This is a genomic window from Bdellovibrio sp. ZFWA1, from assembly GCF_056175665.1.
Window position 1 is genome coordinate 163,343 of sequence record NZ_JBJKJH010000002.1, and the last position, 20,575, is coordinate 183,917.

At 44.0% G+C, this 20,575-nt stretch carries 21 protein-coding genes and 1 pseudogene; 16 read left to right on the forward strand and 6 right to left on the reverse strand.

The genetic code is table 11. The features are described 5' to 3' along the window. Positions 1 to 28: 28 nt before the first annotated feature. From AC04MN_RS10335 to AC04MN_RS10365, 7 genes are all read left to right on the forward strand, one after another. A complete protein-coding gene (locus tag AC04MN_RS10335; RefSeq protein WP_475383129.1) occupies positions 29 to 2,362 on the forward strand; it encodes a L,D-transpeptidase scaffold domain-containing protein in 2,334 nt (777 codons plus the stop codon). 10 nt (positions 2,363 to 2,372) lie between these two features. After that, positions 2,373 to 2,969, forward strand: coding sequence for a hypothetical protein (locus tag AC04MN_RS10340; RefSeq protein ID WP_475383130.1), 597 nt, complete (start codon positions 2,373 to 2,375; stop codon positions 2,967 to 2,969). 109 nt (positions 2,970 to 3,078) lie between these two features. Further along, complete coding sequence (locus tag AC04MN_RS10345) at positions 3,079 to 3,378, forward strand: cell division protein ZapA (protein ID WP_475383131.1); 300 nt, start codon at positions 3,079 to 3,081, stop codon at positions 3,376 to 3,378. A gap of 11 nt (positions 3,379 to 3,389) precedes the next feature. Then, complete coding sequence (locus tag AC04MN_RS10350) at positions 3,390 to 3,947, forward strand: 5-formyltetrahydrofolate cyclo-ligase (protein WP_475383132.1); 558 nt, start codon at positions 3,390 to 3,392, stop codon at positions 3,945 to 3,947. A 14-nt stretch (positions 3,948 to 3,961) separates the two neighbouring features. Continuing rightward, complete coding sequence (gene rny / locus AC04MN_RS10355) at positions 3,962 to 5,530, forward strand: ribonuclease Y (RefSeq protein ID WP_475383133.1); 1,569 nt, start codon at positions 3,962 to 3,964, stop codon at positions 5,528 to 5,530. Next, positions 5,527 to 6,753: a tyrosine--tRNA ligase gene (gene tyrS / locus AC04MN_RS10360; RefSeq protein ID WP_475383134.1), complete on the forward strand. Its 1,227-nt coding sequence runs from the start codon at positions 5,527 to 5,529 to the stop codon at positions 6,751 to 6,753. The genes rny and tyrS overlap by 4 nt, the downstream gene beginning before the upstream one ends. Before the next feature lie 3 nt (positions 6,754 to 6,756). Next, positions 6,757 to 7,218, forward strand: coding sequence for a 2Fe-2S iron-sulfur cluster-binding protein (locus AC04MN_RS10365; protein WP_475383135.1), 462 nt, complete (start codon positions 6,757 to 6,759; stop codon positions 7,216 to 7,218). A gap of 71 nt (positions 7,219 to 7,289) precedes the next feature. Here AC04MN_RS10365 and AC04MN_RS10370 read toward each other — a convergent pair whose 3' ends face one another. Then, positions 7,290 to 8,414 carry a transposase gene (locus tag AC04MN_RS10370; RefSeq protein WP_475381291.1) on the reverse strand — a complete coding sequence of 375 codons (1,125 nt, stop codon included), beginning with the start codon at positions 8,412 to 8,414 and terminating at the stop codon, positions 7,290 to 7,292. A 254-nt stretch (positions 8,415 to 8,668) separates the two neighbouring features. Here AC04MN_RS10370 and AC04MN_RS10375 point away from each other — a divergent pair, with 254 nt between their 5' ends. Both AC04MN_RS10375 and AC04MN_RS10380 read left to right on the forward strand, forming a co-directional pair. Beyond that, positions 8,669 to 9,991, forward strand: a complete 1,323-nt coding sequence (locus AC04MN_RS10375; RefSeq protein ID WP_475383136.1) for a methyl-accepting chemotaxis protein — start codon at positions 8,669 to 8,671, stop codon at positions 9,989 to 9,991. A 112-nt stretch (positions 9,992 to 10,103) separates the two neighbouring features. Beyond that, positions 10,104 to 10,856, forward strand: a complete 753-nt coding sequence (locus AC04MN_RS10380) for a substrate-binding periplasmic protein (protein ID WP_475383137.1) — start codon at positions 10,104 to 10,106, stop codon at positions 10,854 to 10,856. Between the two features lie 45 nt (positions 10,857 to 10,901). Here the strand turns inward: AC04MN_RS10380 and AC04MN_RS10385 are convergent, their stop codons facing one another. From AC04MN_RS10385 to AC04MN_RS10405, 5 genes are all read right to left on the reverse strand, one after another. Further along, entirely contained in the window at positions 10,902 to 11,471 is a 570-nt protein-coding gene (locus tag AC04MN_RS10385; RefSeq protein ID WP_475383138.1) for a GyrI-like domain-containing protein, read from the reverse strand. A 3-nt stretch (positions 11,472 to 11,474) separates the two neighbouring features. After that, positions 11,475 to 12,020 carry a thioredoxin family protein gene (locus AC04MN_RS10390; protein WP_475383139.1) on the reverse strand — a complete coding sequence of 182 codons (546 nt, stop codon included), beginning with the start codon at positions 12,018 to 12,020 and terminating at the stop codon, positions 11,475 to 11,477. Next, a complete protein-coding gene (locus AC04MN_RS10395; RefSeq protein ID WP_475383140.1) occupies positions 12,020 to 12,772 on the reverse strand; it encodes a biotin--[acetyl-CoA-carboxylase] ligase in 753 nt (250 codons plus the stop codon). The genes AC04MN_RS10390 and AC04MN_RS10395 overlap by 1 nt, the downstream gene beginning before the upstream one ends. A gap of 2 nt (positions 12,773 to 12,774) precedes the next feature. Then, on the reverse strand, positions 12,775 to 13,602 hold the full coding sequence (nadC, locus tag AC04MN_RS10400) for a carboxylating nicotinate-nucleotide diphosphorylase (RefSeq protein ID WP_475383141.1): 828 nt from the start codon (positions 13,600 to 13,602) through the stop codon (positions 12,775 to 12,777). 74 nt (positions 13,603 to 13,676) lie between these two features. Beyond that, a complete protein-coding gene (locus AC04MN_RS10405) occupies positions 13,677 to 14,786 on the reverse strand; it encodes a response regulator (RefSeq protein WP_475383142.1) in 1,110 nt (369 codons plus the stop codon). Between the two features lie 51 nt (positions 14,787 to 14,837). On the opposite strand from AC04MN_RS10405, the gene lptG reads away from it, so the two are divergent. From lptG to AC04MN_RS10440, 7 genes and pseudogenes are all read left to right on the forward strand, one after another. Further along, positions 14,838 to 15,917, forward strand: a complete 1,080-nt coding sequence (gene lptG, locus AC04MN_RS10410) for an LPS export ABC transporter permease LptG (protein WP_475383143.1) — start codon at positions 14,838 to 14,840, stop codon at positions 15,915 to 15,917. Between the two features lie 163 nt (positions 15,918 to 16,080). Beyond that, positions 16,081 to 16,680, forward strand: a complete 600-nt coding sequence (def, locus tag AC04MN_RS10415; protein ID WP_475383144.1) for a peptide deformylase — start codon at positions 16,081 to 16,083, stop codon at positions 16,678 to 16,680. Then, on the forward strand, positions 16,677 to 17,630 hold the full coding sequence (fmt, locus tag AC04MN_RS10420; protein ID WP_475383145.1) for a methionyl-tRNA formyltransferase: 954 nt from the start codon (positions 16,677 to 16,679) through the stop codon (positions 17,628 to 17,630). The genes def and fmt overlap by 4 nt, the downstream gene beginning before the upstream one ends. Then, positions 17,623 to 18,264, forward strand: coding sequence for a ribulose-phosphate 3-epimerase (gene rpe, locus AC04MN_RS10425; RefSeq protein WP_475383146.1), 642 nt, complete (start codon positions 17,623 to 17,625; stop codon positions 18,262 to 18,264). Before fmt ends, rpe begins: the two co-directional genes overlap by 8 nt. Before the next feature lie 14 nt (positions 18,265 to 18,278). After that, positions 18,279 to 18,977, forward strand: a pseudogene (mtgA, locus tag AC04MN_RS10430) (monofunctional biosynthetic peptidoglycan transglycosylase); the annotation flags it as partial. Positions 18,978 to 19,235: 258 nt separating this feature from the next. Beyond that, a complete protein-coding gene (locus AC04MN_RS10435) occupies positions 19,236 to 19,928 on the forward strand; it encodes a hypothetical protein (protein ID WP_475383147.1) in 693 nt (230 codons plus the stop codon). 30 nt (positions 19,929 to 19,958) lie between these two features. Beyond that, entirely contained in the window at positions 19,959 to 20,534 is a 576-nt protein-coding gene (locus tag AC04MN_RS10440) for a hypothetical protein (protein WP_475383148.1), read from the forward strand. The last annotated feature ends 41 nt before the right edge of the window (positions 20,535 to 20,575 follow it).

Here is a 20,575-nt window from a genome sequence, read left to right on the forward strand (position 1 = left end):
TGTATCGAAATGATCTGAAGGAGTCTTTATGAAAAAATGGTCGGTGATAGTTATGCTACTGGCTCAAAACCTTACATACGTTCAAGCTGTCGAAGCTGCTTCGATGTGTTTAAGCGTAGAACCACAGTGTTTTGCAAGTAACTTCGAGGGATATAAGACTCTTAAACCTCCGGGACGCCCTGATCTGGCGTTTCCGACAGATCCTATTCGGATTGTTTATTCGCATCGGGGTAATCGATCTATTTTTTATCGCAACAATGTGCTTGATCGTCAAATGGTCAAAATGGCTTTTGATTTTATTAAAGAAGGTCGATCTAAGGGTGCTAACCTTGATGCAAACTTAGCTTATTTGCAGAACTTCTTAAAAAGCAGCTCACCAAATATCACTTTAGAGTACATGCTAACTTATACGGTCTTTAAGCAGTTAGATGAAATTCAAGTCCGGCAAAATGGAAAGTTTTTTGATAGCTTCAAAGGATTGGCTCAGCTCTTCGATAAGGGTGAATCAGAAATCATACGCGTGTTGACAGCTTCTGCACAAGGTAAAGGATTGATTGCAGGGGCGACTCCTGCACCAACGCCGACACCAACTCAGCCACCAGTAAAACCAACGCCTCCGGCTCAGCCAACTCAGCCGCAGCAGCCGCCAGTTGTTACGCAGCCGCCAGTTGTAGTTCAACCGACACAGCCTACGCCACCGGCTCAACCAGTGACTCCGGCGCCCGTCCCTGTGCGGCCCGAGCAAGATGTTATTGGTTCTAGTTCTGCAACTTACGCCAATGAGGTGTCCTCAAGTGCCAAGGACGCAGTAGCGGGAAGTGTTTCTTTAAACATCTTAGTCGAAAATGGACGGGCGACCGAAACCGCTCGCGAGTTGCGGTCTCTTCTTCGTGCGGCTAAAGCTCAAGGCTTGAACCCTGATGATTATTGGGGTTCTGAAATTGAATCTTTGTATGCAGACGGTAATATTCGTGATGCTTATCGCTTCCATTCTTTGGCGACAGCAGGTGCTTTAAGATATGCAATGCATGTATCTTCAGGTCGCTTAGTAGGTTCGCAAGTTGACGAGAGCTTCCGTTATGACAAAAAAGAATTTAAGGATATTCAGGGAGTCATTCGCGCTCTCAATTCTGGAGCTTTAGGACTTCGCCAGTACATGGCAAGCATTGAACCAACTCATGTTCAATATAAGCAGTTGAAGGCTAATTTGGCTCAGCTTCGAGGCTTGAAGGCGGCTGGACGTGGCTCAAATTTAAAAGTCACTGAATCTGCTTTGGTTCTTGGAAAGAAAGACTCGGGAATTCCTGCGCTTCGCGAGCGACTTTTTGATTTTGGGTATAAAGTCACTTTAGGATCTGATGTTTACGACGCTGAACTTGAGGCGGTTTTAAAGAATTACAATTCGATGAATGCTTTGCCGGGTAAGGTGACAGCGTTGACTTTAGGTAAATTGAATGTGACTTTCGACAAACGCATTCAGCAAATTGAAGCAAACCTAGAGCGCTTACGTTGGTTGCCGGTGGGTTCGGAAGACCGTTATATTTTTATCAATTTAGGTTTTTCAGAATTTAAGTTATTCACTGGTGGTCGTGTTCAGATGTCATTCAGAACAGTGAATGGTCGTTTGAATGGCGAGGACGATAAGAAAACGCCTTCACAGACTCAGGTAATTAGTCATGTTCTATTGAATCCGACTTGGACTGTGCCTGCGGGCATGGCTTATCGTGCAAAATTACCTTTGATCAAGCAGAATCCAAATTGGCTTCGAGATAATAACTTTAGAATTGCAACTAGCTGGAGCGATGAAAGAGTTTGGGATCCTGTAACTGATCGTTATGTGATTAAACGCTTGGCTCAGTATGTAGATGAATCTGAAGTTGATTTTGATGACTTCAAGCCAAACTCGAATACACCTTATTGGTTAGTTCAACAGCCAGGATATAATTCAACCTTGGGTGTGTTGAAGTTCCCATTGTTCGAATATGGCAATCCGAATAAGATCAATCCGCTGGATATTTACATGCATGATACGAACGAAAGACATCTGTTTGCGAATGCAAGACGATTGGAAAGTTCGGGTTGTGTGAGATTGCAGTATCCCGTAGAGCTTGCGGCCGAGTTGATTCAAGGTTACCGCGGTTTTGATATCGAAAAAATCAAGTCTTTCTTGCCAGCCTCCGAGGCTGAAGAAAGCCGTGAGGAATATCAGAATATGCGGGTAGATTTACCTAAGGCTGTGACAGTTCACATGATGTACCTAAGTGCAGAGATGGGCAATAGTGGTGAGTTAAGATTCATCGAAGATGAACAAGCCTATAAACTGGACGCAAAAGTACTTGCGGCATTGAAATCGGCTCAGTAAGCTTGGGGGGATGAAGTTCATCCCCTTTTTCTTTTTATTTATTCTTAGCATCAGTGTTGGCGCTCAATCGTTCGGGGTGGAGCCAGTTTCTTTATCCTACTTGAATGTGGTGCGTTGTTTTCCAGAACTCGAGAGTGAAAAGGTCAAGGCGAAGGTAGATCTTTCGAAACTGAAGGACTTAATTGATTTAAAGTTTGTAACTACACGAAGTTTGATGCTTGAAAGAGTGGCTGTTTTTACCGATTCTTCAGATGTAAAAAAGAAGATCCGCCTATGGACCACTGACAGTGTGACATCCCCTAAAATAAACTATCGCATGCAGCTTGATTATTTTGATGCGAAGGGCTTGACGCAAGAGCAAATTATTCCAGAAAAGCTAAAGCTCAATCCTCCTCAGAAGGATTTGAATCAATTTTTTGCCACTGCAGTTTTCGAATCAGACCGTTATACCTACATTGACACGAAGCTCAATGGAGTCCGTCTGACCTACAAGAAGAATATCGAAAAGATTGAAGAGCTGAGTCTGAACGATCCGCCTCAGAAACGTCAGATTTTGTGTGATATTCGGCAAGCAGGAGCAGTCGTTTGCGACTGCATCAAAAAATAAATCTTAGGGTCTGTGTCTATAAAAAGACCTTGGCTTAACCAGTTGAAGGGACTTATACTTTTAGGTGTTAGCCTAAAAATTAAGGCATTCAAATTCTGCGAGGTTCGAAGTGGCATCTGAGAAAAAAACATTTAATTTCCTCATAGCGGGTGTCCCCTATAAATTAAAATCACAACATGACGATGCTACAGTTCAAGAGCTTGTCGATTTTGTTAATACTCGCATGGAGCAGGCAATGGGTGTAACCAAAAATGGTTCCTTCCAAAATGCGGCCGTTTTAACAGCAATGAATATTGCTGAAGAGTTGATCCTTCTAAAAAGAAAAGCTCATCGCGAGCTTGAGAAAATTGAAGAGAAAGCGCTTCGCCTTTCTTTAGAAGTCGAAAACTCCAAGACGCGTAGTCTGTAACGGGAGTGAGCATGGGAACCTCAAAATCAGAGGTTCGTCGGTTTTTTAAAAAGCAATTGCAGGATCGACTTCAGTTGCTTTCGCTTGAACAACAAGCCGAAGAACAAAAAGCTCTCTTAAAGAATTTGAATCTATTTTTAGCTGACAAGCGGGGAATCTGGGCGAGCTATTGTGCTTTGCCTGAAGAGGCCGCTGTAAATGTTGGCGATATCACCAATACATTAATTCAATGGGTATTCCCACGAATTCATGGGCCAGATTTACAGTTTATGGTGGCAACTCATTTTGAAAAGGGGACTTTAGGAATCCTAGAGCCCGTTGGAAAAATGCCAGCAGTTGCAACCGGCAAAATTGAAGGCTTTCTTATCCCAGCACTAGCATTTGATAGAAATGGAACTCGTTTGGGACGAGGCAAAGGGTTTTATGATAGAACTCTGACGCAATCGTCGGGATTGAAAGTGGGTTTGGCTTGGCACTGCCAACTAAGCACATCAGAGATTCCAAGTGAAGAGCACGACATAAAAATGGATGTGATCATCACCGAGCGGGAAATTTTGAAACTGAAGTAAAGAGGAAGAAGTAAATGGAATTGGTAATTGCCGTAGCGTTGGGCCTGATTGTTGGAGCCGTCAGCGCTTATGTGTTTAAGAAGATTCAAGATGAATCTAAAAAGAAGTCTGCCAGAATTGAAGCAGATAAAATCGTTAACAAAGCAAAATCTGAAGCTGCTAAAATTAAAAAAGATAGCGAAACAAAGGCTAAGGATTTCGAAGTGCGGGCGCGTAAGAATGTCGAAGCTGACATTCATAAGCAAAAATCCACTTTGAAAAATAAGGAATCGCAACTTGAGCGCCGCCTGAAAGAGGTCGATGATCAGTTCAAGGCAAAAATGGAAGAAAACGAGCGTTTTGTTAACTCGTTGAAAGACCGAGAAGAAAAAATCGCGATCTCTGAGCACCGTGTGAAAGACATGGAAAAAAAGATCGACGAGTCCAATGATGAATTGAAGAAAAAGCTTGAGTCCGTCGCTGCGATGTCTCAGGACGAAGCTCGTCGCCAACTACTAAGCGCATTAGAGGATGAAGCAAAGCAAGAAGCGGCTAAGAAAATTGCAGCTATCGAAGAAGAGACGATGAAAGAAGCGTCGAATCGAGCTAAACGAATTATTAGCCAGGCTTTGGCGCGCTTTGCTTCCGAGTACACTTCGGAAAGAACCGTGTCGGTTCTGTCGCTACCTAGTGACGAGATGAAAGGTAAAATCATCGGTCGTGAAGGCCGTAATATTCGTACCTTAGAGGCTCATTGCGGCGTCGACCTTATTGTTGATGATACGCCAGAGGCTGTGGTTATTTCTGGTTTCGATCCAGTTCGCCGTGAACTTGCTCGACGTACAATCGAGAAGCTTATGGAAGATGGACGAGTGCACCCAGCACGTATCGAGGAAGTTGTAGAAAAACAAAGAACCGAGTTGATGAAATCTGTCAAAGAAGAAGGCGAACGCGTTATTGCTGAGCTGGGAATTGGCCAGATTCATGCGGAACTTGTGAAACTTTTAGGTTCTATGAAGTTTCGCTCTTCGCATGCTCAAAATCTATTGAATCACTCGATGGAAGTTTCTTATATTGCTGGATTGATGGCGGCAGAGCTGGGTGTGAATGTTAAGACAGCCCGTCGTGCAGGTTTATTGCATGATATCGGTAAAGCGGTCGAACATCATGCGGCCGACGGCAATCACGCTGTTGTCGGAGCTGAATGGGCTAAGAAGTATGGCGAGTCTGAAGAGATTTGCCATGCGATTCGAGCCCACCACGAGGACGAGAAGCCACACAGTATCTTAGCATGGATCGTGTACGCTGCGAATATTCTTTCAAACAGCCGTCCTGGGGCTCGTAGAAACAACATGGATAACTTTATCCATCGTCTTGAAGAGATGGAAAGCATTGGGAATAGCTTTGATGGCGTATTGAAGACTTTTGCTCTTCAGGCGGGTCGAGATATTCGAGTATTGGTCGAAAGCAGTCGCGTAAGTGACGAGCAGGCTCAGGTTCTGGCGCGTGATGTGGCTCGTAAAATCGAGCGTGAACTTCCGCATGCTGGGCAAGCGAAGGTCACGGTGATCCGTGAGTCCCGCTCGGTGGAGCATGCGAGATGAGTTCTTTTTTAGACCCGCGCGAACAGCTTGAACGCATTAAGTTCGGAGTTGCCGAATTCATTAATGACGAAGAGATGCTGAAGAAGCTGAAGCGTTCTAAAGAAACTGGGAAGCCTTTGAATATCAAACTGGGTGCAGATCCTACGCGCCCTGATATTCATATTGGGCATACCGTCGTCATAAATAAGTTAAAGCAGTTTCAAGATTTGGGCCATCATGTTCATTTTTTGATCGGTGATTTTACGGCCCTGATCGGTGATCCTACTGGTAAAAGTGCTACGCGACCTGCATTGACTGAAGAAGAAATTCAAGAAAATGCGAAAACCTATGCTAAGCAGATTTTTAAGATCTTAGATCCTGATAAAACTGAAATCGTTTATAACTCTCATTGGATCAATAAAATGAGTCCAGGAGAGATCATAAAAATGGCAGCAAAGTACACTGTTGCTCAGATGCTAGAGAGAGACGATTTCACAAAAAGATATCGCGGCGGAGTTCCTATCGCGATTCATGAATTTTTGTATCCATTGACCCAGGGTTATGATTCCGTGGCTTTGCGTTCGGATGTCGAGCTGGGTGGTACTGATCAAAAATTCAATCTATTGGTTGGTCGATCCCTTCAAGCAGCCTATGGCCAAGAGTCACAATGTATCTTGACCATGCCAATTTTAGAGGGCATCGACGGTGTTCACAAAATGTCCAAATCCTTGGATAACTATATCAGTGTGGTGGACACTCCTAAGGATATGTTTGGAAAAACGATGCGTATTTCTGACGAGCTGATGTACCGTTGGTACGAGTTGTTGACGGATCTAAATGCCGGACAACTTGAGTCATTGAAAAAGGACGTTAAAGAGGGACGGAAGCATCCAAGACAAGTCAAAGTCGACTTAGCTAAATTCTTGATCACGCGCTTTCACTCGCAAACGGCGGCACAGGCGGCCGAAGACGAATTCAATCGCATTTTTGTAGATAAAGGCCTTCCTGATGATATTCCTGATTTTGCGGTTTCAGCAGCAGACCAGGTTTCATTTGTAGCTTTGATGGTTCAAGCGGGTTTAGCGACTTCAAATAGCGAAGGGACACGTTTGATTCAAGGTGGTGGGGTTCAGATTGATAGCGAAAAGGTTTCGGATCCTCGCTTGAAAATGGATTTAAAATCGGGTGCAAAATTTGTCGTCAAAGCGGGCAAGAAGAAGTTTGTTCGTATCGTGGTGGGGTAAAAAATGAAGATTAAGTTTTTACCAAGTGGGGTTGAGGTTCAGGGAAATCCTGATAAATCTTTGCTTCAAATCGCATCAGAAAATCAGATCGAGATTCGCTCTATTTGTAAGGGCGTTCCAAGTTGTGCCGAGTGCCGTGTTCAAGTTGTTGAAGGCGGCAAGAATGTGATTCCGCCGAATAAAACAGAACTAAGCTTGATTGGAACCAGCTATTATTTAGATTCGCGAAGATTGGCATGTCAGATGCACTGTTTTGGAGATCTAACTGTGGATATCACCGAGCACCTGGATCCAAGTATTCAAAACAAAAAGATTCGGGGCTTTAAGATGGATAAAACGCAAGAGTCTCGTGCCGTTTTAGATACGATGATTCTTTCGGATCCTAGACCTGAGTCCGGTATTACAAATAATCTAAAATCCGAAGCTAGTGACTCAAATCAAAACACTAAAAAGAAAGGGCGCTAAAAATAGCGCCCTTTTATTCGTATTGACCGATAAATAAGTGTTACCGAAGGACTTGTCTGTGGGTTTGTGTGTCATGCTGGTATTCCTTCTGGATCTTCTTCGGTTTTTTGAAGAAGTTTGTTGATGATCTTTAGTTTAGTTTCTATGCTTTTTTTGAGTTCGAACGGATTTAAAGTTTGTTCAAGCTTTCTTAGCTTCTCTTTGCAGTCTGGGGAGACGTTTGGTGAAGCTAGGATTCTTTCTAAAGGTGTCTGTGGTTCCGAGTATTTCTTCTTGTACTTTGCCCCCACTCGAGTTTTGTATTCCAACTTCATCTGCGGATAAAAAAGATTTTGTAGTAACGACCATTCGTTGCGGTAAATGTCGTTCATCACTTCGATCAGATCTTTTTTGTCTAAACGATCCCAACCAAAAAGCTCCCTGACATGGGTGAAGTTCTTTTGCTCAACGTAACACTGATCATTCTTGCGGTAGGGACGACCTCGCTTAAGAGCGACCTTCTCTTCGCGGTCTTGCAGGTAACGGAGGAACTGATGGTTTAAAAACTCATTCCCATTGTCCGTACAGATCGTGTGTAGCTTAAACGGTAAACTTCTTTCAATGTCCACCATGCAAGTCGTAACCCCGAACGAAGACTTGCCCCACATAGCACGGCACTCCGTCCAACTGCTCAGTACATCCGTCACGGTTAGCGTAATCGCATAAGCTCCACTTAAGCTTCCACCACAGTGGTGAACCGTGTCGGCCTCGACATGGCCCACGGATCTTACGTTGTAGTCCAGGGGCTTTAACGGGATCATTGTTTTGATGTACTTGCCGGCTTTCGTGCCGCTATTCCAGTGGCGGCGGTATTGTGCTTTGTAGGGCCGCAGATAAACATCTATGGTTGTTTTACTCATCTGCAGCAATAAGTGCTTGGTCACTTCTGGAGCCTCGTAATGAACGATCCAACGGGGCAGGGCTTTCTTCATTCTGCGCGAACAGAGCAGCCCCATCTCCAGCCACAACTTCTTTAAATGCTGGATCACGAAATCGTCGTAAATACGACGGCGACCTCGAGACTCTTTGGGCTTTTTATTTTTTACATAATTCAAGGCCCTCACGGCACTTTTTCTGTGAACTTTTAAATTTTTCTCCAGCTCATCCAAAATGAGACGCTTCTCCTTGCGACACGCATTCTGGTAACGTTCGCTCATAACTCGGACATAGTCCCACTTACTAGACCCTTGCACCAAATCACCTCCCTGTGATTCTAAGGACTTAAGGCTAGCCTGTTCGGTAACACTATTTAACGGGCAATGAGCTTGGGGACGAAAATCTGGATCTCGTTTTGAGGCAGCTTCGGTAACATTTATTTCCGGGCAATTCGTATTAAGATGACATAATTTCTGGTCGTTAAGAAATCTTGCGATTCGTCGATAAGAAACTCTGAGAATATGGGAGTTTTTAGATGGATCAAGTTCAGCAGCATTCGGAAATCAAAAGTCGTTTTTCATTCGGTACGCGGTTGCTCATCTGGGTCAACTTTATCTGTTTTGTGATGCTGATGGGACTTGCGGGCCAGATCATCTATCAAAAGCGAACGGATGCCATTAACGGTCTTGATGAGAAGGTTAAGACCGTTGGAAGTTATCTTTCAAAGGTTGCTGGATTTTATATCTGGAATTTGGATAACGCGGCTTTAAAATCAATTTCTGATGACCTCTCTAAAGAGGATTACGTCGAGTTTGTTAATTTCTATGATAAAGATGGAAAGCCAATCAACGAAGAAAAAACCAGTGCAAATAAAGAACATTTAGAATTCGACTCGGATGTGACATACGCAACAAATGGTGTGATCGGGAAAATGAAGGTCGGATACAATCGTAATTCGATCGAAGCCGCATTTAAAAGAGGCATCTTAACAACAATGTCTGCGGTTCTTATTGCGCAGTTCTTATTGTCATTTATTCTTTATTTCGTCATTCGCAGCAACGTGAGAAAGCTTATCGCCTCATTAGAGCAGATCGCTCATACCTCAGAAACTACTTGGCAGACATCAGCCGAACTTAAAGAGGTTTTCGAAAACATCTCTCAGGCAGCGACTCGGCAGGCAGCGGCGATCGAGGAAACAGTGGCTTCTTTGGAAGAGCTTTCTTCGACGGTGAAGTCCAGCTCTGAAAATGCCCACGAGGCCTCTGAAGGTAGCCGTGAAAGTGCGAAGTTTGCCAAAGAGGGACGTGATGGAGTCCAGGCTTTGATTTCAGCGATGCGAGAGATCTCTGAAAGCTCTAAGAAGATTCAAGAAATCACAACTGTCATCGATGATATCGCCTTTCAGACCAACCTTCTTGCTTTGAACGCTTCTGTCGAAGCGGCTCGAGCTGGTGAGCACGGTAAAGGTTTTGCGGTGGTTGCAGAAGCAGTTCGCAACTTGTCGCAGAGATCCGCTTCTGCGGCGAAAGATATCGGTCAAATGATCAACGATTCAGTGTCGAAGATCGAGTACGGCCGCAAAGCAGTCGAGCGCAATGGCGAGGTCTTCGCACGCATTGCTGACGGTGTTGATAAAATTAGCAGTCTTAACGAAGTGATTTCGGGGGCCACAAGCGAGCAAACTCGAGGTCTTAACTTGATCAGTCAAGCGATGAACCAGATCGATTCTTCGACTCAAGAAACGGCGAATAATTCAGTTAAGGTTTCCGAGTCTTCAAAAGAGCTGTCTGAGCAAGCAGAGCGCTTGCAATATCTGGTGAAAGAATTGAATCAGGTCGTTACAGGCAAAGCATCTTAATTAAGTTGCTTCCGGCAAGTTCAAAAGGGGGAGTCCTTTTCGGATTCCCTGTTTAAATAGAATAAAATAAAAAACTTATACATCAAAATTCAATGACACCAAGGAGTAGTACATGAAGAATTTTATGAAGTCGATCGTTCCAGTATTGTTTTTGGCGACCTCTTTTGCCCAGGCAGAAGAGTCCGTAACCATAGTTGCAGAAAATGATTGGTATCCATACTGCGCGGAAAGAAATGGTAAAGCCGAAGGTTTTGCAGTTGATGTGGTTGAAGCAGCATTCAAAGCTGCTGGTACTAAAGTGAGTTTCAAAATCATGCCTTATGCGCGTGGAATGGAAGAAGTTAAAAAAGGAACTGAAGTTGGGGTTTTTGATACGTCTAAAAATTCAGACTTAGAAAAAGATTATATCTTCCACAAAAATGAGTTGTTCACGGCGAATATCGTTATTGCAGGCCCTGCCAGCTCTTCAGAGTCTGGGCTAGCTACAAAATCGCTTGAAGGTAAGACAGTTGGTATTACCAACGGTTATACTTACGGTAACGAGTTCGATATGAATAAAGCAATTAAAAAAGATCCAGCTGTTGACGATAAAACAATGCTAAAAAAGCTAGCGGCAAGTCGCACACAATATGGCGTGATTTATGACCAAGTGATGAAATCGATTGTTTCTGAAAACAAAGCAGATCTTGATGGAAAAATTAAGATTGTTGGTAATGTGACTTCAGATAAACTTTATATTTCATTCTCTAAAGTTCATAAAGATGGAGCAAAGTTTGCTGAAATCTTTGATAAGGGAATGGATGCCATTAAAAAAAGTGGCGAGTATAAAAAGATTGAAGACAAATGGGCTGCAAAGCTTAAGTAATCAAGGCTATCTACTAAAAAGCCCACCTTCAAGGTGGGCTTTTTTTTAGAATGGAAAAAGATAGGTTGTTTTCATTTCTCTTTTGGCGGCACGATCTAGGATCTCGTAAATTTCAATTACAGGGCCATTTTGACGAAGCCGTGCTTGCTCCATAAAATCTGCCACTTTGGGATACACCTTCATGGGGCCAATTCCTGGTGAACCCGTAAATTCAGCGATCACAAATTCGCGTTCGGCCGAGCCTTCGATCTTAAAATCCCCAGGGTGCTTGGGGAGTGCGGCATTAAAAGCTTCTGCGCTTTGTTTGCTAGGATTCAAGATTAAACATCCACCCCAGCTTCTAAGGCGAGCTTCTTCAGTTGCTTGTGGGTCATCTAGATACTTTCCAAAAGAAAGACGGCAATCAATATTGTTCGCCTGGGCCCACTTTTCCACTTCTTCGATAGCACTTACAGTTTTGTGATAAGGCCCCATATGCTCTTTGTATAAGAGGATAAAATCAGGGTAAGTCTTTTTCTGAATGTTGACGCCTTTCCAAACGCCCAGATGAAAGGTCATGAATCCGGTAAATCCGATAAGGACAAAGAAAATAAAGACTAAGGCCGAACGAAACATAGATTAAGTTCTCCATTTAATTGAACATCCCATTGAAGGTATTTCCTCTGGAAGTTCAGTTTCATTTATAAGCGCATGCACAGCTGATAGAAGTTCATGTCGACGGACCTTTTGTTCATCTTTCCAACTATCATCAAGTCGTCCGCGCCAAGCAAGTTCTGCTTTTGCATTGAATAAGAAGAAGTCAGGGGTGCAAACGGCTCCAAAAGATTTTGCCACCTCTTGAGTTTCATCAATCGCGTACGGAAATGAATAGTTTTTTTCTAAAGCCCTTCGGCTCATTTCTGGGAAGCTATCTTCTGGATGCTCTTCGCTGTCATTCGAGGAAATAGCTAGCATTGGAACTTCTAATTGCTTTAACTGATTGCCCAGCTTAATAAGGCGGATTTCGATTGCTTGCACATACGGGCAGTGATTGCACATGAAAACAACCAAGAACGGTTTTCCTTTTTTTAGATCAGTTTGTGAATAGATTTTCCCATCCGTTCCCTTCACTTGAAAATCAGGGCAAAGCATTGCTTTAGATGCTGGGGTGAAAGTTAAGGCCATTACAGTTGACTCCAGTGGGTTTGACTTTGATCTTCAAAGTGCAGGCTTCCATCGGTTCCAATAAAATCAATCTTCTTTTTCATAAAAGGATTTTTATTTAAAATCATTTTCAAAGAGGCTTGATCTGATGGGGATAGGCCTTGTTCGCAATTTGAAATTGCATCCGTAATTTCAAAGAACAAACGATCAAGGAAAGACATATAATCTTGTCCAAGTAGAGGCACGCCCTCGGGTAGAGCGGCGGCGATACTGGTAGCGGTCTCGATATTTTCTGGAGTGCTGAAGATATTTAATCCAAGGCCTACAATGATGCGGGTTTCGTCGGCTTGAGTGACATTTTCTAATAAAATTCCGGCCACTTTTTTATCACCTAAGTAAATATCATTCGGGGCTTTTAAGCTCCAGGCTAGATAGGGCCATGTCGAAGACAAAGCTCGATAAACTGCCAGGCCCATCAGCGGAGCTAATGTCGGTTGCGGAAGAGCATTGACTAGGTAGCTCCAGCTACTTAGTAAAGCCGAGCCCGGCTGTGGGGATAGCCAGCTATTTTGGCCTCGGCCTCGCCCGGCGCTTTGGTAGTCAGTTAAGAACAAACAAACTGCTTCGTCTAGAAGCTCTTCATCGAAGGCTTTGTTTTTTGCAAGATCCGATGTCGAGGACATTTGCGGTTTGTACTCGACATAAAGATGATTATTCTTGGCCCATTTTGATGTTAATTCGCCTAAGCGAATATCCTGAGTAGGTGTTTCCATATTTACGTATTTTCCCAGTCAAATTCTAAAGAGACGTCAGCACAAGGCGCCGAGTGTGTGAGAGCGCCTACAGAAATAAAGTTAACGCCAAGTTCAGCTACCGAGCGCACGCGCTCGAGTTTCATATTCCCACTGGCTTCGGTTTCAATTTCGGTAGGAATCAGCTTCAATGCTTGAGTCAGCATATCGTTATTCATATTGTCCAATAAAATGCGCTGAGCTTTCATGGCGACAGCCTCTTGGACCTCTTGCAGAGTGCGGGCCTCAACTTCGATTGGAAGTTGGCTGTGTTCGCGAACTCGTTGAACTGCGTTCTTAATGCCGCCCATTACCGCGATGTGATTGTCTTTGATTAAAATGGCCGTCGAGAGGTTCATGCGATGATTGAGTCCGCCTCCATGTACGACGGCTCTTTTTTCTAAATCACGGAAACCTGGTGTTGTTTTACGAGTATCCAAAATTCGCGTTGAAAGACCTTCAAGTTGTTTCACAAAGGCATGGGTCAAAGTTGCAATTCCAGAAAGTCGTCCTAAGAAATTCAAAGCCACGCGTTCTGCTTTTAGAATTTGAACTAGATCACCTTCGATGGTGCAAATGATTTGGGATTTTAGGATTTGATCACCTTCTTCAAAGTGCCATTTCACCCGGCAGCCGGGCTCTAGAAGGGACATGGTTTGTTCGAACGGAGCGGTTCCTGATAGAACGATATCTTCTTTGGCGCGAAGTTTTGCGCGACCAATTTTGGGTTTTAAAGCCAGGGATTCAGTGGTGACATCGCCCTGAGGCATGTCTTCTTTAACGGCGGCGCGGATCAGTTCTAAAAGTGTCATGATGAATTTCCTTCCGATTAAAAAATAAAAAAGGCAGCCGAAGCCGCCTTATTGCGAAGTCTCTGTGGTTTTATCTACAGAGAGTTCTCGGTGTCCCGAAGAAGCTTGTGCAGCTCTTCGCGAACCACTCTTTCGGTGATCTCTGGTAAAATACGCCAGGCGATCGCCTCGATAGCAGCTCGGGCTTCTTCTCTAATTATTCTCTCGACACGGTCATTGTCCATGTCTTTATCCGAAGCTTTGCTGCTTTGAGTTGGGATTGGGGTCTGAGCGCTGATCGTATTTTCTTTTACCGGTTGCGGCTGGGCAGACGGCTTTGGATTTTGCGAACGGCGAGGCTCGGCAAATGTAATTTCTTGGAAATCCTCGGAATCTGCAATTTGAACCTGTGACAGATCATCCTGAGGAATGACAAATTTGGACGCAAAGTCGTCGGATTCAACCTCTGGAAGTTGAATTTTAAACTTCGTTAGATCTTGTCGCGTCCATCCTTCGTCTTCATCAGCACTGTCCGCAACCATCATCGCACCTGATAAATTATCTTTAGCTGTTGATGTTGCAGAGTGCGAGGATGGTTCGGGATGAAGCTCGATAGGTTCAATTGCTGTAGCTGCTGAATAATCAGGCAAATCGTCAACCGATTCAATCATCGGAATCTCATCAATATTTATAACTTCTTCAACGACAGGAATGTTTAGCTCGGGCGAGGCCTCAATACTTGGAATGCTATCCAGAGGATTGGTTGGAGTGGCCACTTTTTCGTCAAATTCTGGCAACGGTGGAAACTGAAGATAGCTACTTGTCGGCTGAGTTTGTGTTTTCGGCGCCAGAGTCTCTACAAGTTGTCTTAGGCTGTCTGCATCAAAAGGCTTTTCAAGGCGTCCATTGGCTTTACTTGAAGTGAATTTCTGCTCGTCGAGTTCCATAAAGCTACTCCACATCAAAACAATAGGGATATGAGCTGTCGCTGCATCGGATTTAAGTTCGAGGCAAACGTCATAACCAGATTTTTTTGTTAACAGAACGTCAACGAAGATAATGTCAGGCTTAAAGTTCTTCGTAACGGGGAGGACGTCCAACCCAATAGGCACGGCTTTCACTTCCACTGCAAAATCTTGCAGAGCCAGTTGCATTACTTTCTTGATTGTAGTGCTCTCATCGGCGAGCAAGACGCGCAAAGCCATGATCAAAGTTAATAGGGAATTTTTATTCGAGTCAAGGCATTATTAAGATGTATGAATACGATTGATCGATACACCATCATGTTGTTCTGGGGCTATTTCATTGGGGGCCTGCTAGTATTTGTGACTATATTTACTGCTGTCGATGCAATGTCGACGATGGTGAATTTTGACGGAGTGAGTCCGACAATTTTGGCTCAGTACTACAGTTATGGTTCAGCTGACATCATTATGAAAATGTTGCCAGTGGCCTGTTTGCTGGGAACGATACTGACTTTATCAAACTTGAATAAATCAAATGAATTGGTGGCATTGTTTGCTAGTGGAATGAGTTTATTGCGAGTCACGGTGCCTATTTTGTTATCAGTTGCCTTCATTTGCCTGGTGGGATTTTATGCCGGAGACCGAGTCATCCCGCGAATGAACCAGCAAAAAAGTTATATTTACTATCACTTTATTAAGAAAAATCCGGCGCAATTTTCAATGGTTCGTACGGATAAAATTTGGTACCGCTCTAAAAACGCTATTTTCAACTTGCAGACTCTTTCAAAAAAAGGCGACCGAGCGCAGGGATTGACGCTTTATTTTTTTAGTGATGAGTGGAATTTGTTGCAAATGCTAACCGCGAAGCAAGTCGAGATCATGGGAAACAATTGGAATTTGGCGGAAGGTTCGATCACGTTGTTCACCGACAAATCCAGTTTTCCTTTGACCAGTACCTTTAAGAAAAAGTCGATCATCATGGGCGAAGATATTCAGGATTTACAGAGCTCGGGGCAGACCTCGGACATGTTGTCGCAGCAAGAGCTAAAGCATTTTATTAAAAAGAATAAAGAAGCAGGTTTGGATACTCTGAGCTATGAAGTGGACTATCACAATAAGTTTAGTTTTGCCGTGGCCGGATTGATTTTAAGCTTTTTGGGGATTCCATTTTCCGTCAGCCGAGGGCGGTCGGGTGGGGCGATGTTAAATATCGGCCTATGCATGGTTCTAGTTTTGATCTACTACGTTTTGACTTCTTCGGCGACCACCTTGGGACAGCACGGGGCTTTGAGCCCCCTCATTGTGGCTTGGGGGCCGAATCTATTGATGGCCGTCTTTGCCGATCGGATGTTGAAAAGGACTAATTACTAAGTAATTTCAGTTATTTGGGGCTTTTGGCTTAGCATTGTAAGAGCTCCATGGAATCCCACAAAGTCGTTTAGGAAAGGTGCATATTTACTAAAAATATGTTAGTCTTTCAAAGTATTTAGCCGTATAAATTCGCACCGCTAAAGCGAAGATCCCGGAGGACATTATGTCTGTAAGAACGATTTTAACATTTCCTGATGCTAGATTGCGTGAAGTATCGCAACCCGTGACCGAGTTCACTCCAGAACTAAAAACTCTTGTGCAGGACATGGTCGATACAATGTACGACGCCAATGGTATTGGTTTGGCCGCTCCTCAGGTTGGTGAACTAGTTCGTGTGTTAGTGATTGATACGCGTCCCAAAGACGAAAAAGGTCGTCGTTATAAATACGATGAAATGACCGAGCTAGAGCAAAAGATTCCGCAGCCCCTAGTTTTGATCAATCCTGAAATCGTCAAAGGCGAAGGAAAAACGACTTTTGATGAAGGTTGCTTGTCGGTGCCTGGATTTTACGAAACGGTGTCTCGCTTCGAATATATCGAATTAAAGGCATTTGATGCTGATGGAAAAGAGCATATCTATAAGACCGACGGTCTTCTTGCAATTTGCATGCAGCACGAAATGGATCATTTGGAAGGCACTCTTTTCATTGATCGCTTGAGCTTTGTTAAAGGCAACAAAATTAAAAATCAAATCAAGAAGTACGGCTACCCTGTGAAAGACGAAAAGCAAGCGGAAGCCGAGGAAGAAAAGTGTGAGGCATGAGTAAGGTCCGCATTTGCTTTCTAGGGACACCGGATTTTGCGGTGACCTGCCTTGAGTCTCTTTTAAAAGATGAACATTATGAAGTGGTCGGTGTGGTGTCTCAACCCGATCGACCCGCTGGAAGAAAGCTCCAGTTGACCCCTAGTCCGGTAAAGCAATTGGCTCTGCAAAAGGGCCTGCCGGTGATAACGCCTGAATCTTTAAGAAAAGAACCTGAAGCTGTGGAGCTGATCAAAAGTTGGAAAGCTGAGGTCGGCGTTGTTGTGGCTTTTGGGCAGATTTTAACTGAAGAGTTCATGTCGATTTTTTCGTATGGTTGCGTGAATGTTCATGGCTCATTACTTCCGCGATGGCGGGGGGCGGCTCCGATTCAGCGTGCAATCGAAGCCGGTGATGTTGAAACGGGCGTTGCGCTTCAGAAGATGGTTAAAAAACTAGATGCTGGAGATGTGATCGGTGTTCGCAAGATAAAAATTCCCGACATGATGGACGCCATGGAATTGCACGATGAACTGGCGCGTTTGGGCGCGGATTTGCTGAGCATCGAGATGATGGATTGGATTCGCGGCAATCTTGTGGCCGTTCCTCAGGATGAATCTTTGGTGACCTACGCAAAAAAAATTGAAAAAGAAGAGTCCGCGATAGATTGGGTAATGCCTGCGAAGCAAATTCAGCAGAAAATCCGTGGATTTGTTTATGGGCCAGGCACTTATACCTTGTTTCAAGGAAAGAAATTGAAACTGCATCGTGCAGCGGTGGTTGAAAATGGCCTTGGCGCTGCGGCTAAACCCGGTGAGGTCGTATCTCTAGATTCAGACTCTATTTTTGTTAAAAGTGGTAACGGTCTTCTACAGGTTTTAGAACTTCAACCCGAATCACGCAATCGTATGAAGGCGGCTGATTTCATTAAAGGGCATCAGCTTAAAAAAGGGGATTTGTTCGGTGTCTAAAAAGCTGGTTGCTCCAAGCATTCTTTCGGCGGATTTTGCAAACCTGCAAAGTGAATTGGCAGCCATCGCCAAGGCGGGTGCCGATTGGGCCCATGTCGACGTGATGGATGGGCATTTTGTTCCAAACCTAACAATTGGTATTCCAGTCGTGCAGTCTTTAAAAAAGGTGTCTCCTCTTCCATTGGATGTGCATTTGATGATTGATAAGCCTGAACGATATATCGAGGCCTTTATCAAAGCCGGTAGTGATTATCTTACCATTCACGTGGAATCCAGTGAGGATGTTGAGGGAACTTTACGACGCATTCGTCAGCTCGGAGCAAAGCCTGGAATCACTTTAAGACCTAAAACATCCTTGGATAAGGTTGTTCCCTATCTTGGTTTGGTGGATTTGGTATTGGTGATGACTGTCGAGCCTGGGTTTGGTGGTCAGTCATTTATAGCCGAGCAAGTTCAGAAGATTGATAAGCTTTTTGATCTGCGCCAAAAAATGGGCTTTAATTATCTTATCGAGGTCGATGGCGGTATCAACGCCGAAACTGTTCAACAATGTCATAATGCCGATGTGTACGTGGCGGGCTCTTTTGTTTTTAAAGGAGACTACGCACAAAATATTTCGAAGCTTAAGGTTTGAAGTTTGGAACTTTGATGGATCACTCTCAATACTGGACTCCACATCAGCCTCCTCCTGCTAAAAAATCTTTTGCGGCACGGTTTTTTAGATTTCTCTATAAATCTATCTTATATTTTCTAATTGCCAGTGTTGGTGCTGTAGTTCTTTATCGTTTTGTCCCTGTTTACGTGACTCCGCTGATGATTTGGCGAAGTGCCGAGGCCTTGGTTGTGGGCGAGTCCGTATCGATGAGTAAAACTTGGGTCCCGATCCAGCAAATCAATAAGTCGATGCAAAGAGCCGTGATCAAAGCCGAAGACTATCGCTTTTATGAGCATAGTGGATTTGATTGGGACGCTATCGAAAAGGCGATGAAGTATAATAAAACCCATAAGCGAAAAAAAGGTGCCAGTACGATATCGCAGCAAACTGCTAAGAACGTTTTTTTGTGGCCATCACGCAGCTGGCTTCGAAAAGGGCTTGAGGCCTACTTCACAGTTTTAATTGAATTTGTTTGGCCCAAAGAGCGCATTCTAGAAGTGTACTTAAATGTGATCGAGTTGGGATCGGGTGTCTATGGTGTCGAAGCTGCCTCTCAAAAGTTTTTCAAAAAGAGTGCTAAGGGCCTGTCCAATGCGCAAGCGTCGTTGATGGCTGCGGTATTGCCAAATCCGCGTCGTTTTCGAATAGATCGGCCATCGGCTTACGTATTGCGGCGTCAATCAAAGATCATGTCTCGGTCATCTGTTGGGATTCCCGTTATTACCGAGGGAGCCGCTGATAGTGTGGCTTCAAAGACGACCCTCAAAGCTAATACCGAAGGACCAAAGGCAGAATCTGCCAAAGTCGATTCCGTTGATTCAGTGGAAAGCTCTGGTGCGGCGGACGAGCAAAGTTTGCGTGACTATATCGATTTAAAATTGGATTCTGATCCTACCGAGCCCGATACAGAGCAAGATGATTCGCTCTAGGGCCTTTCGCCAGGAGAGATCATGGAATCTTTTAAACTAAGTTTTCGTCACGTAGGAACTGTTTTCTTTTCTTTTGGGCTTTCTTTGATTTTAAGTTCTGCAGCAGCTCAGGTCGGAGGGTATCCCGATCCTTATCCCACGTTGGTGGCGGGGGCGCAGTTTTGTTCTGAACTTTCTGATGATGCCCAAATCACTCGTTGCGTTGGTATTGAAAGTGCAGCGAATTATATCGCAGTGAATGCTTTATCTATTTGTCGTGAACAGACCTGGGATAAAGATAAGACCAATTGCCTTCAGATTCTGATTAATCGGGTCGTCACCGATGCCGAAGTCCAAGTTTGTTCAGAGGAAACTTTTGAATCAGATAAAGCCCGCTGTTTGCAAAATATCAATCGCAGTTACCCGTACCGAACTTCTGTAAAAGTATCCGCTCAGCCAGGGCTAGATATGGCCACTCGCATGTGTTCAGATATGTTTATGAGTTCTGATCGCTCGGCTTGTTTGCAGGTGACTTCCTCGGCAAGATATTTTAGCAGCCCGGCCGTTGGTCTATGTGAAAAACAATTCACCGATAAAAATAAAGTCGATTGTCTGGGCCTTATTAAAGACCGTGCGATTTTTTTAGAAGAAGTCGATGCCTGTGCTAAAGTGTTTACAGATGATAAGCAGGTTCGTTGTCTTTCTCAGGTGCAAAGAGCCTTTCGAGTACGCTAGCCTATCTGCTTTGATCACAGGAAGTGACTTATGCTGAAGCTCTTATTGCTGCCTTTATTCCTTCTGGTATCTGCGACTAGCAAGGCCCAGGCTTTGATTTTAATCGAGCCGACGGTGGGTTATGTCGATGGACAGTTCGTTTCCACCTCGAATCTTGGGGTCGAAGAAAAAATAAAAATTTCGGGGCCTCAAGGTGGCCTTCAAATACAGGTGTTGACCGGCTTTATTCTGGTTGGGGTTGAGGGACAGTATCTAAGCGGCAAGTACAAACCGGAAACTGGCGCTAGTTCCGATCTAAAAGTAACAGATGCGTACGCACAATTGGGTTTTCACTCCAACCGCTTTCGTTTGTGGGGTAGCTATGGTGTTTCCAATTCCTACGAGGTTGAATCCACCTCCACTAAAACCAAATACACTGGGTCCAATATTAAAATTTCAGCATCTTATTTAATTACAAATCATTTTAATTTCGGTTTGCAGTATGTAATGAGAGACTTTAATAAGTCGATCGACTCTGCAGGGGTTGAAACGACTATTGGTGAAAATCAGACCAAGAAGAAAGTGGTCTCGAACGATATGGGAGCTTACATAAGCTTCCCTTTTTAAGAGAAGCTATGATTAAAAAAAATCATTTGCTGTTGTTAATC